We start from the raw sequence: 15,981 nt of genomic DNA, 5'->3' as shown, positions 1-15,981 counted from the left end.
AACCGCATTCGCGAGCAAGCTCGCTCCCACATTGTTTTGCGCCAGACGTTAAATCTCGCGCATCATGCGCGACCTTAAAGACGCCAGGGAGGCAAACAATGAAAACAGCATTCGTCGCTGTACTCGGGGCTTTGTTGATCGCCCAACCATCCGTGTCCTACGCGGATAACAGCAACGGCAAAAACCTCTATGTGCAGCGCTGCGCTGTGTGCCACGGCGCCGATATCAAAGGAACAGGGCCGCTGGCGCACAAAAGCAATCCGCCCACACCTGACCTGACAACCTCCACGTTCAAGCAACGACTGCATGAATATCCGGGGGTGATTGTGTCGTCGATCATCCTTCGCCCGAACGGCAACCTGATACCGAAAACGTTGCAGGAAAACGGGGTAAAAATACCGCCGCATGCCTGGAGTGTTAAGGATCTGCGCGATCTGCATGAATACATGAGTGGTGTGATTTCGATAAAACGCTGAGCTGCACAGGTGACCCGGACGGTCGGTCGAGGAATCCATTGCTTCGCCTTAATAGGAAGCATTACTATTCACGCCCCTTTCCTCAGCACGCCGCCAAAACCCCCATGCGTCCCCGCAGACCCGGCTTTTTCGAGCACTACGAAGAGTTGATCGGCACCTGGACTCGTCGCCTGCGCAATCGCGCGCAGGCCGAGGATCTGGCGCACGACACCTTTGTGCGGGTGCTTGAGTCCGATTCGGCGGCGGTGCAGCAGCCACGGGCGTATTTGCACCAGACCGCGCGCAATATCGCGGTCGACGGTTATCGGCGTGAGGATCGGCGCGGCGCTTTGGAGTCGCAGGACATCGATCACACTGAGTCGTCAATCGGCGACCCTGAGCATTACATGCATGCGATCCAGCTGGCCGATTCCATCGAACGGGCGCTCAGCGAGTTGCCGATCAATTGCCGGAAGATTTTTGTCTGGCAGAAGATCGAAGGCCTGACTCAGGCGGAAATCGCCGAACGCCTGGGGCTGTCCAAGAACATGGTCGAAAAGTATATGATCCGCACCCTGCGCCATCTGCGCGATCGCCTCGACGGGTTGCAGTCATGAGCCGCTGCCCCCTTTCATCTTCAGCCCAACAGGACATTCCATGATGGAGACGCGTGCTTGCGCGTGCGGGCAAACAACGGTACGCGATGACGCGGCTCGCTGGTTTGTGCGTTTGCAGGAGCCGGCCATTGAGGCCGACGAGCAGCAGCGCTTCGACGCCTGGCTGAATGAACATCCGCAGCACCGTGACGAATTTCAGTTGCTGCAGGGCTTGTGGTCGGCCGCCGATTTGCTTTCGGCGCCGCGCCTCAAAGCCCTCGCTGAAACCCCGCCGAACCGTCGCCAACGTCGTCCGTTGTTGCGTTATGCCGTGGCTGCGAGTGTGCTGGCGGTGGCGCTCGGGCTGGGCTTGTTCAGTGGTTTGAATCATCCGAGCGGTTACCGCGCCGAGTTCGCCACGGCGTTGGGCGAGCGTAAACATGTGGCGCTGCCGGACGGTTCGGTGATCGATTTGAACAGCCGCAGTCGCTTGCAGGTGCGCTTTGAACAGGATCGGCGGCTGATCGAGTTAAGTGAAGGTGAGGCGATGTTCAGCGTCGCGCACGACACTTCACGACCGTTCGTGGTCGAGGCCGGCAGCGGCAAGGTCACGGTCACCGGCACGCGTTTCGATGTGCGCCGCGATGTCGCGCAGACCCGCGTGGCGGTGGAGCAGGGCACGGTGAAAGTGCAGGGCCGTGATGCAGCGGATGATCAGTTCATCAGCCTGAGCGCCGGCCTCGGCACCCACGTCGATGCCCAAGGCCAGGTCGCCGCCGCCTATGCGGTCAACCCGGCAGAACTGACGGCATGGCGCAGCGGCAAACTGGTGTTCAACAACGCCAGCCTCAGCGAAGTCGCGGCCGAAGTGTCGCGTTATCGTGAAAAGCCGTTGACCGTGACCAATCCGGCCGTGGCCAGTCTGCGCCTGACCAGCGTGTTCACATCCGACAACACCGATGCCTTGCTCAAAGCCTTGCCGAGCATCCTGCCGGTGGCCGTTCGCACCCTTGCCGATGGCAGTCAGGAAATAATCGCAAAATAAAATTCAGGTTTTTTTCGAGTTCAGCGTCTTCCTGTACAACTGCAACTGGTTTGCATTAACAGCCGCACACTCTTGCGATCCACAGGACTACGTACGACGTGAAATACACCCCTGCCAACAACAAAAAATTCCCTTGGCTGCCGCTGGCTCTTGCGCTGGCGGTCAACGCTGGCATGCCGCAGGCGTTCGCCGGTGAAGCCATTCATATCCGTGCGCAGCCGCTGGGCCAGGCCTTGAGCGAACTGGGCCAGCAGACATCGCTGCAAGTGTTTTTCAGCCCGGATCTGGTCGCCGGCAAACAGGCCCCGGCGGTCGACGGCGACATCTCCCCGGAGCAGGCGCTAAGCCAATTGCTGCAGGGCAGTGGTCTGGATTATCAGATCAACGAAGGTTCGGTGACGCTGTCGCCGGCCGCAACCTCCACCGCCGGCAATGGCCCGCTGGAATTGGGCGTCACCGACATCAAAGTGGTCGGCGACTGGCTCGGCGATGCCAACGCTGCCGTGGTGCAGAACCACCCCGGGGCGCGCACGGTGATCCGCCGCGAAGCGATGGTTGAACAGGGCGCAATGAACGTCAGCGATGTGCTCAAGCGCGTACCGGGCGTGCAAGTGCAGGATTCCAACGGCACCGGCGGCAGTGATATTTCGCTGAACGTCGGCGTACGCGGTCTGACCTCGCGTCTGTCGCCGCGCTCCACCGTGCTGATCGATGGCGTGCCGGCGGCGTTTGCCCCTTACGGCCAGCCGCAACTGTCGATGGCGCCGATTTCCTCGGGCAACCTCGACAGCATCGACGTGGTACGCGGCGCCGGTTCGGTGCGTTATGGGCCGCAAAACGTCGGCGGGGTGATCAACTTCGTCACCCGGGCGATTCCGGAAAAAGCCACTGGCGAAATCGGCACCACGCTGGAAACCACTCAGTACGGTGGCTGGAAACACATCGACACCGCGTTCCTCGGCGGCACCGCCGACAATGGCATGGGCGTGGCGTTGCTGTATTCCGGCGTCAACGGTAACGGTTACCGCGAGCGCAACAACGGCAACGACATCGACGACGTGTTGCTCAAGACGCACTGGGCGCCGACCGATCAGGACGATTTCAGCCTCAACTTCCACTACTACGACGCCACGGCCGACATGCCCGGCGGTCTGACACAGAAGCAGTACGACGCCAAACCGTACGACTCGGTGCGGGACTACGACCAATTCACCGGGCGGCGCAAAGACGTGTCGTTCAAGTGGATCCGCCAGATCGACGAGCGCACCCAAGCAGAAATTCTCACCTATTACACCGACAGTTTCCGTGGCAGCACCATCGCCGCCCGCGACCAGAAAACGCTCAGCTCTTACCCGCGTTCGTATTACACGCTGGGCATCGAGCCACGGGTGTCGCGGGTTTTCGATGTCGGCCCGACCACGCAGGAAGTCAGTGTCGGTTATCGCTACCTGAAAGAGGCGATGCACGAATCGTCGAGCCGCGTGGCGCTGGTCAACAACCAGCCGGTGCTCACGCCGACCTCCGACGGCCATGTGTTCCAGGACCGCACGGGTGGCACCGAGGCCAACTCGGTCTACCTCGACAACAAAATCGACGTCGGCAACTGGACCATCACCCCGGGCATTCGCTTCGAACACATCAGCACCGACTGGCATGACCGCGCCGTGCTCGACACCGCCGGCAAACCGGTGCAGGCGAAAAACCGCAGCATCGAAAGCAACGAACCGTTGCCGGCGCTTAGCGTGATGTATCACCTGTCGGACGCCTGGAAACTGTTCGCCAACTACGAAACCTCGTTCGGCAGCCTGCAGTATTTCCAGCTCGGCCAGGGCGGCTCGGGTGATCAGACCGCCAACGGTCTGGAGCCGGAAAAGGCCAAGACCTACGAGATCGGCACGCGCTACAACGATGACGTGTGGGGCGGCGAAGTGACGCTGTTCTACATCGACTTCGACGACGAGCTGCAATACATCAGCAATGACGTGGGCTGGACCAACCTCGGCGCAACCAAGCACCAGGGCATCGAAGCCTCGGTGCACTACGACATGGCGGCGCTGGATCCGCGCCTCGACGGCCTGACCGCCAACGCGGGTTTCACTTACACCCGCGCTACTTATGAAGGTGAGATTCCGGGCTTCAAGGGCCGTGATCTGCCGTTCTATTCGCGGCAGGTGGCGACCGTCGGTTTGCGTTACGACATCAACCGCTGGACTTACAACATCGACGGTTTCGCTCAGTCGAAACAGCGCTCGCCGGGCACCGGTGTGAATGCCGACGGCAGCTTCAACGGCAACTACATCACCGATGGCACGGCGGACGGGCAGTATGGCGACATCCCGGGTTACGTGACCTGGAACGTGCGTGGCGGCTATGACTTCGGACCGCAGGTGTCGAACCTCAAGCTTGGCGCCGGGGTGAAGAACGTCTTCGACAAGCAGTACTTCACCCGCTCCAGCGACAACAACTCGGGGATGTATGTCGGCGCGCCGCGCACGTTCTTTGTGCAGGCCAGTGTCGGTTTCTGATAGACCGCATCAGCTTCTTCGCGAGCAGGCTCGCTCCCACATGGATCACTGAAATCCTGTGGGAGCGAGCCTGCTCGCGAAGCTTTTAGACTTTAAGAACTTTCCCGCCAATGGCCACCGCGACCAACAGCACCGCCATCAAGCCAAAGGCAAAACTCAAACTGCTGGCATGGGCGACAAAGCCGATCACCGCCGGCCCGGCCAGAATCCCTGCATAACCCAGCGTGGTAATGGCCGGCACGGCGATACTTTCCGGCATCACCGTTTGCTTGCCCACTGCCGTGTACAGCACTGGCACGATGTTCGAGCAACCAGCGCCGACCAGCGCGTAACCGACCAGCGCCGCTTCCCAGCTTGGCGCGAATGTTGCGAGAAACAGGCCGGCCGCTGCCAACAGACCACCAAACAAAATGATCCGTGTTGCACCGACCATCCGCACAATCCGGTCCCCCATCAAACGTCCGGCCGTCATGGTCAATGCAAACGCCGCATAACCCAGCCCTGCGTACGCCGTGTCGATCCCGCGTTCCTGCGCCAGAAACACCGCGCTCCAGTCCAGCGCCGCGCCTTCAGTCAGGAACACGATGAAGCACATTCCGCCGATAAACAGCACGATGCCATGAGGGATGGCGAATGCCGGTCCGGAACTTTCACTGCCGTAGGGCAGCATGTGCGGCACGCATTTGAACAATGCCGCGATCAGCACGACAACTACCACCAGCATGGCGGCCAGTGGCGTCAAACCCAGGCCGAGCAAGGCACTGACACCCGCCGCGCCGACAATCCCGCCGAGACTGAACAAGCCGTGGAAACCCGACATCATGTTCTTGCCGCTGGCGCGCTCGACGATCACCGCTTGCAGGTTTACCGTCGAATCCACCGTGCCCAGGCCAGCGCCGAACATGAACAGCGTGGCGATCAGCGCCGGTATCGACGACACCGTGGCCAGTAACGGCAGCGCCGCGCAGATCAACAAGGTGCCGCCGGTAGCGACGCGCCGACAGCCAAACCGTGTGGCCAAAATCCCCGCCAGCGGCATCGCCAGAATCGAACCGACCCCGAGGCACAACAAAAGTAACCCCAGCGTGCCTTCATCCAGTCCGGCGCKGGACTTGGCGTACGGCACCAAGGGCGCCCACGCGGCGATGCCGAGCCCGGCGATGAAAAAGGCGATGCGCGTGGACATCTGTTGCAGGCGTCCGGGGACGAAAGTGTCTTGGGGGTTGAGGCTGGTCATATCGATCCTTGGCAAAAAACTTCGCGTCCCCGAAGGACAGTGATTCAGCGACGAGGTTCGATCGCCGGCCATTCGGGGAAGTACAGGCAACATCCTAACCTGTGGGAGCGAGCCTGCTCGCGAAGGCGCAGTGTCAGCTAAAAAAATATCGGCTGATCCGCCGCTTTCGCGAGCAAGCTCGCTCCCACATTGAATGGAGCGGGCTCACTAATCAGCGGTCATGCACCGATTCCTGTGGGAGCGAGCTTGCTCGCGAAGGCGGTGCGTCGGATAAAGAAAATATCGGCTGACACACTGCATTCGCGAGCAGGCTCGCTCCCACAAGGGATTGCGTTTTACAGTGGAGGCTTGAGGGAATCTAACAGCAAGGGCCGGTGATGACGCAGTTCTACGATGCACGGGGCAATATTTACGGGGTGATTTCGCCGCAGTCATTGCGCGAGGCGGGCATTGATTTGCCGGCCAGTGCCGCGCAGTGTGCTGCGTCGAGACAGGCCTGGAGCCGCGCCGCCATCACGCTCTGCTGCGACTGGCCCGAAGGCCAACGCCCGGCGAACAGCAAATCCCACCGTAGCGACGGCCTGCTGATCGGCCCGTTCCAGACATCGCCGCCATTCGACGTGTTGATCGTCAACACCGACGGCACCCTCGCCGAGCGCAGCGGCAATGGCTTGACGATTTTCTCGCAAGCGCTGACCGAGCAAGGCTTGATGCCGGAGGAGGGCGCGTTGTTGCGCGTGCATCACGACAAGGGTGACGCCGTGGAGACCTTGGTGAAACCGGCCAAAGTCGAAGGCGTTGAAGGTTTCTGGCTTGATCTCGGTCAACCGCGATTCGGACCGGATGCAGTCGCTGCGCAGACTGTTCAAGGCATTGAGTTCAATGCTCGGGACGTGAGCCACGTCCAGCCCTTGGCACAACTTGATCCCGACTGGGCACACAGCCAATTCGTGCGCATTGGCAATCCGCATTGCGTCACGCTGCTCGGTGACGCCGCGGCGTTGCCAAGCAATGAGCAGATGCGTGAATCGCCGCTGAGCGAAGGCCTGACCCAGGTTGCCTACGCCATGCCTGTCGGCGCTGGTGATCCATGCGCGGCGGGCGTCAATCTGCAATGGGCGGTGCTAGAGTCGTCGCAAACAATCCTTGCCCGTGTGTTCGAACGTGGCGAAGGGCCGACGGCCTCATCCGGCACCAGCGCGAGTGCGGTAGCGTGCGCGGCATGGCGGGTGGGTTGGGTTGCCGCAGGAGAAGTGCAAGTGGTCATGCCCGGAGGTACGGCGCCGATTTTGCTCGAAGAAGCGCACGGAGAATTGCTGCGTGTCAGACTGTTCGGTACGGCGCGGTTGATGGACTGAATTCAAAACCGCCATCGCTGGCAAGCCAGACTCCCACAGGGTTTTGTGGTGAACACAAATAGTATGTTCAAACACATAACCCTGTAGGAGTGAGCCTGCTCGCGAAAGCGGTCTGTCTGACGCGATGATGCCGAATGTGCCGACCTCTTCGCGAGCAGGCTCGCTCCCACATTGGATTCAGGTGGGCACGAATAATGTGTTCACACAAAACCCTGTGGGAGCCTGGCTTACCAGCGATGAGGCCCTCAGAGTTAGCCCGTCAGTGAGCCTTGAACAAAGTCACCGACATCACCTGATCACCCTGTACCGTCAACCGCAGCAGTGCCAGTGGCGACGGTTCATCCTCAAAGCATTCAACCAGCACTGATTGCCGGGGCGCGCATGCAAATGCCCGTAAACCACACCCACTGCCAACTCGCCCAGGGCGGGCACGGTGTGAAACAGCGCATCTAGTCGAGCGCCGCCATCGGGTACAAGTTCGGTAAAGATAGGTCGGCCTCCGTGGTACAGCGTGGCCATGGGCGAAGGTTTGTTGTTCATGAGAAATCCTCAAGCAAATGAGGATGGCGGCTGATCAACTACGCACGAACTTCAGCATGAAAAAGCGTACATCCGGGAGGGGGGGCGGCCCGTTGCGATGGCGGCCTTCACACCTTAGCTCAATGTTTGCGGGCGCGAACCTGTTAGTTCTTACAGTTTACGGATGCCTCAATCGCAAAGACTCCAGCTGTGTCGATGCCCGATCAGTATTCGGAGGCGAGTACCTTGCCAGCGTGTGCAGGGTGAGCGCCGACAAGTCTTAATCAAAAACGTCCGGCTGTGTCGCTGACATCGCCGCTGGTGAACGAATTGTTCGGGCCGGGTTGCCAGTAGACCGGCGAACCATTCCGTCCGCGCACAACGCATTTCCATTCGAGCGCCTGCTGCCCTGGTACTTCGATGTTCGTGCTCCAGCGATTGCCGGCGGAAGTCAGCGCAACCCCGTGCAGCGGATCCCACGCCCCCAGCTCCAGTGATGAGCCAACGGCGTAAACCCCTTCACCGGATTGCGGGTTAGCATTGTCGCAATGAAGGCTAATGTTGACTGCTGCAGACTGCACGGGTGTGCTCCAGATGCGAATATCACCGTTGTCCCAGGTCAGCGTCGGTACCCCCATGCCTTCGGGCAAGCGTTGCAGGTCGGATTTGAGCGCTATCACCAGCGTGCCACGCGCTCCTGAAGTGGTCCCCACCAGCCCCGAATACTGGGTGTTGAAGCGGATAGGCGAGTCGGCCCGGATAGCAGCATGTTTGCGAAGTTTGATGAGTTGCCGGATCAGCTGGTCGCGCTGCCAATCGTACATATGCGGCCAATAGACCGTCGGCGTTCCGGGGCTGCTGAGGATATAGGCGTAAGCCAGATTGACCAGCGGATCGGGCAGCGCCCAATGATGTTGGCCGCCATTGGCGCCGGGCGAATAGCCGGTGTCATGATTGTCAACGAACGTTACCGCAATCGCACGCCAGGCAGGGTCCGGATTGCCATTCAGGCCGTGGCGCCATTGGGCGATTGAGCCATTTTGCATGCGTTCCTTGAGAGCAAAATCGAACACCGCGCAGTGCGAACGATCAGACCAGTCCTTGAGTACATCCTGCCAACTGGCTGAACGGCGCCAGTCACCTTGCGGATATTCGTCGGGGCCTTTCCAGTTTTCCCCGACGCAGAACTGCTGGCTGCCAAAAGCGTTCATCCAGCGGTCGATTGTCTCCGGGGCGTAACCTCGAACGAAATCGAAGCGCAGGCCCTGGGCACCATAGTTGTCACGCAAATTGATGAATTCGTTCTTGAATGCATTGAAAACCTTGGGGTCGGCGGTATTCAGGTCTGCCGCGCCATCCATGAATGCATCGCCCTCATCACACTGGAGGCAATCATGGCGCCATTCATTGCGCCCTCGGGGAAACATGGACTGGTTGACCCTATCGTCATTCATGTGATTGGGCACCACGTCGTACACGACTTTAACACCGGCAGTGTTGAGTGCCGCCGCGGCCTGTTTGAGTTGTTGATCGCTGCCATAACGGCTGTTTTTGTCGAAGCTGCTCCAAAAATAGCCCTCGCCACCACCGGATTTGCCAGTCGGTTCGCTCCAGCTGGAGGTGTCGGTCCAGACGGGTGGCAACCAGATCAGCGTGAACCCGTCGCTGCTGATCGTGGACGCGTGTTGTGCAAGAACGGAGTACCACGCTACGGCATTACGGCTGGAATTCCAGTGAAAGCCCTGGAGCATGATTTCTTCGCCGCTGCCATTTCGCATCGTGGCGTTCGTCGCGAAGGTCACACTTAGCGTCAGGCAAAGCCATAAAACCTGGGTGAACAGTAAAAGGCGCTTCATGGTTGTCCTCCTGAATCTGTTGATTCCAGAGGACACTGTGAGTCTGTTCGTAGCGTGTGTCGCCTGTCAGATCTGACAGGTTTGCTCGATTATTTGGCGATAAAAGTCTCGCCAACCATAGCCTTGCACACGATCGATCAAGTGTTCTTTATTGAAGAGTGCCAGTCGGCGCCCGAGGGACGCCGATGCCGGGACCTTAGGCAAACTCCACCACCGGCATCTGCCGCTTCATCAACACCTTGCCGCCACGAATCGAATACAGCGGCAAGCCCTGACTGCGGATCACCTCGTAATCGCTGTCCGCCGACAGAATCAACAGATTCGCCGGCCGTCCCTGTTCCAGGCCATAACGCTCACCCAGGTGCATGGCTTTGGCGCTGTTGTCGGTGACCAGATCCAGTGCACTTTGCAGGTTGCGGTAACCGAGCATGTGGCAGATGTGAAGCCCGGCTTCGAGCACCCGCAGAATGTTGCCATTGCCCAGCGGATACCACGGATCGACGATGGAGTCCTGACCGAAACACACGTTCATGCCGGCTTCGAGCAGCTCATTCACGCGGGTCACGCCACGGCGTTTGGGAAAGTTGTCGAAGCGCCCTTGCAGGTGAATGCTCTCGGTCGGGCACGAGACAAAACTGATTCCGGAATGGCCCAGCAAGCGGAACAGTTTCGCGCAGTAGGCGTTGTCGTAGGAGCCCATCGCCGTGGTGTGGCTAGCGGTGACCAGCGCGCCCATGTCGCGACTGCGCGCCTCTTCGGCGAGCACTTCAAGGAAGCGCGAATGCGGGTCGTCGGTTTCGTCGCAATGCACGTCGACCAGACAACCGGTGCGCTCGGCCAGGTCCATCAGAAACTTCACCGAACTGACGCCCTGATCGCGGGTGTACTCGAAATGCGGAATCCCGCCGACCACGTCCGCGCCCATGCGGATTGCTTCTTCCATCAGCTCGCGGCCATTGCGGAACGACTCGATGCCTTCCTGCGGGAACGCGACGATTTGCAGGTCGATGAGGTGGCTGCTTTCCTCACGCACTTCGAGCATGGCTTTGAGCGCGGTGAGTTGCGGGTCGGTAACGTCGACGTGGGTGCGCACGTGCTGGATGCCGTGGGCGGCCAGCGTTTGAATGGTTTTCTTGGCGCGGGTCTTGGTGTCTTCTTCGGTGATGGTGACCTTGCGCTCGCCCCAGCACTCGATGCCTTCGAACAATGTGCCGCTCATGTTCCAGCGCGGTTCCCCGGCGGTGAGGGTGGCGTCGAGGTGAATGTGTGGTTCGACGAAGGGCGGCACCACCAGATTGCCGCCGGCGTCGAAGTCATCCGGACCGAGGGTGGGCGCTTCGGTCTGGCGGGCGATGCTGCGGATCAGACCGTCTTCAAGGTGCAATTCGTGCAAACCTTCCTGGTTGCGCAAACGGGCGTTGATGATGTGCATCAGGCGAATCCTTTTTTATAGGTCTTGTAGTGGCGCGGTCGCGCTGCGAGCGCTGAGCACGCCGGTGACGATGACATACGTTAGCGCGGCAGCAGCGATCCCTACCAGCGGCGCGACCCACGGCGAGCTGAACGCGGCGACGGTGCCGACCGCATAGGCCCCGAGTCCCGGCCAGTTGAACGCCGGCAACCGTGCGTCGGCCAGGCGCGGATAACGTCCGCGCCAACGGAAGAAGAAGTCCGCCATGATCACCCCGCCAATCGGCGGAATCACCGTGCCGAGCAGAATCAGATATGGCACCAGCATGTCGTACATGCCCAGCAGAGCGAGCAGGGTGCCGATCACCGCACCGGCGAGGGTCACGGTCTTGCGTCGGCCAGTGCGCAGCAGATTGCAACCAGCGACGGCGAAGTTGTAGATGGTGTTGTCTTGGGTGCTCCAGATGTTCAGCAACAGCATGGCCATTGCGGCCATGGCGAAACCTTGCAACAGCAGCACTTCAACCACGTCCGGTTGTTGGTAGACGATGGCGCCATACGCACCGATCAGCACCATCAGGCCGTTGCCGATGAAGAATCCGATCAGGCTGGCCAGCACCGCCACCCGCGCCGAGCGCGAGAAGCGTGTCCAGTTGGTCGCCTGCGTCGCGCCGCTGACGAAGGTGCCGAACACCAGAGTAATCGCCGTCGACCAGTCCAGCGAACCCGTCGGCACTACGCTGAGCAAGCCTTCGAACCCGCCAACTTTCACCGTCGCCACCCACATCGACAGCAGGAGCAACAACATCATCGCCGGCACGGCGATGTACGAGAGGATTTCCAGCCCGCGATAACCGACGTAGGCCGTGGCGCAGAACAGCAGACCGAACAGCACCATCAGGCCGAGTACCGTGCTTTCGTCGAGATTGAAATATTTACCGATCACCACGGCAGCCGTCGCCGTGCCCCAGGCGTACCAGCCGATCTGGGTGAAACCGAGGATCAGGTCACTGAGCTTGCTGCCGACTTCGCCGAAGCAGAAGCGGCCCATCAGCACTGAGTTGAGGCCGCTTTTGAAGGCGATATAACCCAGGCCCGCCGCATACAGGCCGAGCAGCAGGTTGCCGACGACGATCACCGCCATCATCTCGGCGAAACTGAACGCCACGCCAAGCTTGCCGCCGGCAAACATGGTTGCGGTGAAAAACGTGAAACCGAGCAAGACCATGGCGGTGGAGGCCAGGCCTTTGCGTGCATGCATGGGGACTTCGCTGAGGGGGTAATCGTTGCCGATATCGTTCTGCGTCATAGGGCGGTCCTTGCTGGAGTGGAGGAGACGCGGGGGAGGGTTGCAGTGGTCGTGCCAAATGCCGGATGGCGCGGGTTATGTATAGACGAGTCGCGCGGATTGGCGCGAAAGCGGTGCACCTGAATACACCCAAGCCCAATGTGGGAGCGAGCCTGCTCGCGAAGGCGGCGTGTCAGGCGACATCTGCAGTGGCTGATATTCCGCTTTCGCGAGCAGGCTCGCTCCCACAAGGGATGGGTGTTGGCTCAGAGGAAGCGCAGCAGGGCGGCGACGATGGCTTCCGGGGCGTCTTCCTGGACGAGGTGTCCGGCGTTGGCAATCGGGTGGAATCGTGACCCCGGGATCATCTGCTGTAACGCGCGGCCACGCTCGATGGGAATCCACTGATCCTGCTCGCCCCAGAGAATCTGTACCGGGCAGCGGATCGTTGGATACAGGCTTTCTGCTTCACGGGTATAGCGCTCATCCATCTGCGCAATCTGCCGATAGAACGCCGCTTGCCCCGGATCGCCAAGCCACGGCTGCACATAGGGTGCGAGTTCGTGATCGGCAATCTCGCGGTGGATCGCCCCGCGAATATAGGCCGGCACGATGGCGCGCTGAATGTAGTCGGGGATGCCACTAAACGCCGCTTCATGCTGACGCACGTGCTGCACGAACGGCGAACCCCAAGGCGTCAGCGCGACCGGATCAATCAGGGTCAGGCTGCGGTAATCCTTGCCGTCGAGCAGATGTGCGCGCAGCACCGTGGCGCCGCCAAAGTCGTGAGCCACGACATCCGGGCGCTGCAGATTCCAGTGGTCGAGTAACTGCGCCAACAGTTGGTTTTGCACGCCGAGGGAGACATCGGCGTCCGGTTGCTCGGAGCGCCCGTAGCCGAGAAGATCGAAGTAATACACGCGATGAGTCGTGAAAAAGTGCGGCGCAATCCGATGCCACACGTACGACGAAAACGGCGTGCCATGCACGAACACCAGCGGCGGGCCATCGCCGCGCACGGCGTAGCGGACCTGTCGGCCGTTGAAGTCAAAGACCTGATCCAGCAGCCAGTCTGTCATGGGCCTGTCCTCTTGGCGGGTGGGAGCCAAAAAGCATAGGCGTAAAAAAACAGCCGTGAAGGCTGTTTATTCATTCACTGACACGCCGCTTATCCCTGTGGGAGCGAGCTTGCTCGCGAAGGCATTGTGTCAGTCAATATTTATTTCACTGGCAAACCGCATTCGTCGGAACGCCGCCCGGAGCAAGCTCGCTCCCACAGGGTTATGCAGTGATTTCTGGATCGGATTACTCACCGCGATAGATGCAACCGCTGGTGCACGTCTCGTGAATACGGATCGCGCTCAGTTCCGGCAGCAGTGGCTTCATTTCATTCCAGATGAATTTGGCCAGCACTTCACTGGTCGGGTTTTCCAGGCCGGGAATGTCGTTCAGGTAGTTGTGGTCGAGACGCTCGTACAGCGGTTTGAAAATCGCTTTGATCTCGGAGAAATCGCGGATCCAGCCGGTGTGCGGATCGAGATCGCCGCTGAGGTGAAGCGCCACTTTGAAAGAGTGACCGTGCAGACGCCCGCACTTGTGGCCGTCCGGGACGTGCGGCAGGCGGTGGGCGGATTCGAAAGTAAACTCTTTGAAGATTTCCACGGTATTTTCGGCTCTGTTCAGATGGCGTTCGCCGCAGCGATTCGGGCAGGCGGCGAGTTTATCAGCTTGTGTTTGAGCGTGCTGACTAAAGGGTCAGCAAGCGCTCGGCGAGGCGACCATTGGCAGTCAGTTCAAGGAATTCATCGCCCAAGCGGCGGCTCTCGTCCATCGCTGCGTGCCAGTATTTCTGCCGGCTCGGTGCATCGCCCATAAAGCGTTTGAAGTCGTTGCGGTCAGGTAATTTGCCGTAGGGCAGGCGCGCCAGATATTCCTTCGACGGCGCGAGCAGCAGCACGTCCTGCAAGCGCTCCACCGAGGCCTTGCGCCATGGCAGGGTCTTGTCGAACCAGCCGGGAATCACCCGATCAGTGAAGTGCGGATAGAGCACAATGCCGTCGCCGCTGTAGGGCAGGTCGAGGTGATAATCGAGCAGACCACCATCGCGGAAAGTGCCAGCACCGGCGCCCGGCAAATCCCGTACACCTTCCATGACCATCGGGATCGAACCCGAGGCGAGCAGGGCCTGACGCAGGTTGCTGGCATTCAGGGCGACGAAGCGCGACGGGAAGTCGTTCAGCGCATTCACCGGCGGGGCCAGGCGTGGATCGTGGATGATCAAGCGTTCGAAGTGTCGCGACAGGCGCGCGCGGCCGCGCAAGTTGTCGGCGATCACCGAACCCAGCGCCAGACCCAGGCGACCGCGATGGTCATCGGCCAGACGCCCCTGACTTTTCACCACCATGATGTTCAGGCGGTAATGCGCGTTGTCGAGGATGCTCGCGTCGCGGCCGTCGAGCAGGTCATGGAGCATGCGCTGCGAGCTCTGAGTGATCTCGGCCATGGTCACGCCTTTGTTGAAGTTCTGCTCGGCGTACAGATGACCGAGACGGCGGATGCCTTCGGCGGCGTCCGGCAGGCAAGCGCTAGCGAAACGCCAGGAACCGACCGAGGCACCGATCAGCGAACGCTCGCGCGGCACGCTGGGCAGCCATTCACCGAACAGCGCCAGATCCAGCCCTTGAATTCCCAACGCCTTCGGTCCACCGGCGGCGCCGGGCAGGGTGCCGACGTCGGCGGCATTCAAGCCTTGCGCACGAATGCGCGCCATGGCCCGCGGGCCGGCCTTGAGGGTGAGGGCGGGGAATTTGATGTGGATGGCGGTCATACCGGTCTCGATCGTTAGCAAGCGAAGGATTATAGAACGATGATGTCCCCTGTGGGAGCGAGCTTGCTCGCGAAAGCGTAGGGTCAGTCAACGATGATGTGTCTGATACACCGCATTCGCGAGCAAGCTCGCTCCCACAGGGGGGCATGTGTTGAGCTGGAGCAATGATGGCAATTCAGTTTCAGTTAAGTTCATCCCGCTAAGGTGCCCACCGTAAGCAACACATAAAAATATGGAGACACCATGAAAACCCTGACTGCCCTGTCCATTGCCTCGATTATCGGTTTCACTGCCAGCCTCGCCCATGCCCGCGATCTCGGCCCTGACGAAGCCCTGCGTCTGCGCGACGCTGGTACTATCGTCTCCTTCGAGAAGCTCAACGCCGCCGCGTTGGCCAAACACCCGGGTTCGACGATCACTGAAACCGAGCTGGAAGAAGAGTACGGCAAGTACAGCTACCAGATCGAAATGCGCGATCCGCAGGGCGTCGATTGGGATCTGGAATTAGACGCGGTGACTGGGCAGGTTCTCAAGGATCATCAGGATAAGTAATGAAGGTTAATGTTCGCGCCACCAGCCGTACGGCATTGGCGCTGGTGATTTTCTGCTCGGCCGCGATGGCGCGTGACCTCGATCAGGACGAAGCCCTGAGTCTGCGTGAGAAGGGCGTGATCCTGCCGCTGGAGCAAGTGCTGCAGCAGGCGATGGATCGCTATCCCGGCGCAAAACTGCTGGAAGTCGAGCTGGAAGAAAAACACGACATCTACATTTATGAAGTCGAGTTGCTCACCCTTGAAGGTGTCGCCCGTGAGCTGCACTTGAAGGCCGATACCGGCGAACTTGTGAAAGACAAGGAAGATTGATC

The 15,981-nt window shown here is 60.2% G+C and carries 14 protein-coding genes and 1 pseudogene; 7 read left to right on the top strand and 8 right to left on the bottom strand.

The genetic code is table 11. From position 1 onward, the window contains the following. The first annotated feature begins 98 nt into the window (after nucleotides 1–98). The 4 genes from AC1DVF_RS23330 (at nucleotide 99) to AC1DVF_RS23315 (ending at nucleotide 4,621) form a co-directional block, all read left to right on the top strand. Nucleotides 99–476 carry a c-type cytochrome gene (locus tag AC1DVF_RS23330; protein WP_477783202.1) on the top strand — a complete coding sequence of 126 codons (378 nt, stop codon included), beginning with the start codon at nucleotides 99–101 and terminating at the stop codon, nucleotides 474–476. Nucleotides 477–580: 104 nt separating this feature from the next. Then, a complete protein-coding gene (locus tag AC1DVF_RS23325; RefSeq protein WP_099756744.1) occupies nucleotides 581–1,072 on the top strand; it encodes a sigma-70 family RNA polymerase sigma factor in 492 nt (163 codons plus the stop codon). A gap of 40 nt (nucleotides 1,073–1,112) precedes the next feature. Further along, nucleotides 1,113–2,096 (top strand): FecR family protein, encoded by a 984-nt coding sequence (locus tag AC1DVF_RS23320; protein ID WP_477783201.1) that lies wholly within the window; start codon nucleotides 1,113–1,115, stop codon nucleotides 2,094–2,096. Between the two features lie 98 nt (nucleotides 2,097–2,194). After that, the gene (locus AC1DVF_RS23315; protein WP_477783200.1) at nucleotides 2,195–4,621 is read left to right on the top strand and encodes a TonB-dependent siderophore receptor; all 2,427 of its coding nucleotides are present in this window, start codon (nucleotides 2,195–2,197) and stop codon (nucleotides 4,619–4,621) included. 85 nt (nucleotides 4,622–4,706) lie between these two features. Here the strand turns inward: AC1DVF_RS23315 and AC1DVF_RS23310 are convergent, their stop codons facing one another. Further along, nucleotides 4,707–5,858, bottom strand: a complete 1,152-nt coding sequence (locus AC1DVF_RS23310; RefSeq protein WP_477783199.1) for an MFS transporter — start codon at nucleotides 5,856–5,858, stop codon at nucleotides 4,707–4,709. Nucleotides 5,859–6,235: 377 nt separating this feature from the next. On the opposite strand from AC1DVF_RS23310, the gene AC1DVF_RS23305 reads away from it, so the two are divergent. Continuing rightward, the gene (locus AC1DVF_RS23305; RefSeq protein WP_477783198.1) at nucleotides 6,236–7,216 is read left to right on the top strand and encodes a diaminopimelate epimerase; all 981 of its coding nucleotides are present in this window, start codon (nucleotides 6,236–6,238) and stop codon (nucleotides 7,214–7,216) included. A 369-nt stretch (nucleotides 7,217–7,585) separates the two neighbouring features. On the opposite strand, the pseudogene AC1DVF_RS23300 reads toward AC1DVF_RS23305, so the two are convergent. The 7 genes and pseudogenes from AC1DVF_RS23300 to AC1DVF_RS23270 form a co-directional block, all read right to left on the bottom strand. Beyond that, nucleotides 7,586–7,756, bottom strand: a pseudogene (locus AC1DVF_RS23300) (carboxymuconolactone decarboxylase family protein); the annotation flags it as partial. Nucleotides 7,757–8,019: 263 nt separating this feature from the next. After that, on the bottom strand, nucleotides 8,020–9,591 hold the full coding sequence (locus AC1DVF_RS23295) for a glucan 1,4-alpha-maltotetraohydrolase domain-containing protein (protein WP_257355638.1): 1,572 nt from the start codon (nucleotides 9,589–9,591) through the stop codon (nucleotides 8,020–8,022). 196 nt (nucleotides 9,592–9,787) lie between these two features. After that, nucleotides 9,788–11,023: a cytosine deaminase gene (gene codA / locus AC1DVF_RS23290; protein ID WP_477783197.1), complete on the bottom strand. Its 1,236-nt coding sequence runs from the start codon at nucleotides 11,021–11,023 to the stop codon at nucleotides 9,788–9,790. Nucleotides 11,024–11,038: 15 nt separating this feature from the next. Then, on the bottom strand, nucleotides 11,039–12,310 hold the full coding sequence (codB, locus tag AC1DVF_RS23285; RefSeq protein ID WP_477783196.1) for a cytosine permease: 1,272 nt from the start codon (nucleotides 12,308–12,310) through the stop codon (nucleotides 11,039–11,041). A 245-nt stretch (nucleotides 12,311–12,555) separates the two neighbouring features. Beyond that, nucleotides 12,556–13,368, bottom strand: a complete 813-nt coding sequence (locus tag AC1DVF_RS23280; protein ID WP_477783195.1) for an alpha/beta fold hydrolase — start codon at nucleotides 13,366–13,368, stop codon at nucleotides 12,556–12,558. Between the two features lie 226 nt (nucleotides 13,369–13,594). Beyond that, complete coding sequence (gene queD, locus AC1DVF_RS23275; RefSeq protein WP_007915588.1) at nucleotides 13,595–13,951, bottom strand: 6-carboxytetrahydropterin synthase QueD; 357 nt, start codon at nucleotides 13,949–13,951, stop codon at nucleotides 13,595–13,597. Nucleotides 13,952–14,036: 85 nt separating this feature from the next. Next, nucleotides 14,037–15,116: a patatin-like phospholipase family protein gene (locus tag AC1DVF_RS23270; RefSeq protein WP_477783194.1), complete on the bottom strand. Its 1,080-nt coding sequence runs from the start codon at nucleotides 15,114–15,116 to the stop codon at nucleotides 14,037–14,039. Between the two features lie 243 nt (nucleotides 15,117–15,359). On the opposite strand from AC1DVF_RS23270, the gene AC1DVF_RS23265 reads away from it, so the two are divergent. Both AC1DVF_RS23265 and AC1DVF_RS23260 read left to right on the top strand, forming a co-directional pair. After that, complete coding sequence (locus tag AC1DVF_RS23265) at nucleotides 15,360–15,668, top strand: PepSY domain-containing protein (protein WP_093433852.1); 309 nt, start codon at nucleotides 15,360–15,362, stop codon at nucleotides 15,666–15,668. Then, nucleotides 15,668–15,979, top strand: a complete 312-nt coding sequence (locus AC1DVF_RS23260; RefSeq protein WP_477783193.1) for a PepSY domain-containing protein — start codon at nucleotides 15,668–15,670, stop codon at nucleotides 15,977–15,979. Before AC1DVF_RS23265 ends, AC1DVF_RS23260 begins: the two co-directional genes overlap by 1 nt. Nucleotides 15,980–15,981: the final 2 nt, after the last annotated feature.

The sequence above is a fragment of the Pseudomonas sp. P4_D7 genome, assembly GCF_056401755.1.
Note: the sequence above shows the minus strand (reverse complement) of the source record. Positions and strands in the feature narration are given on the sequence as shown.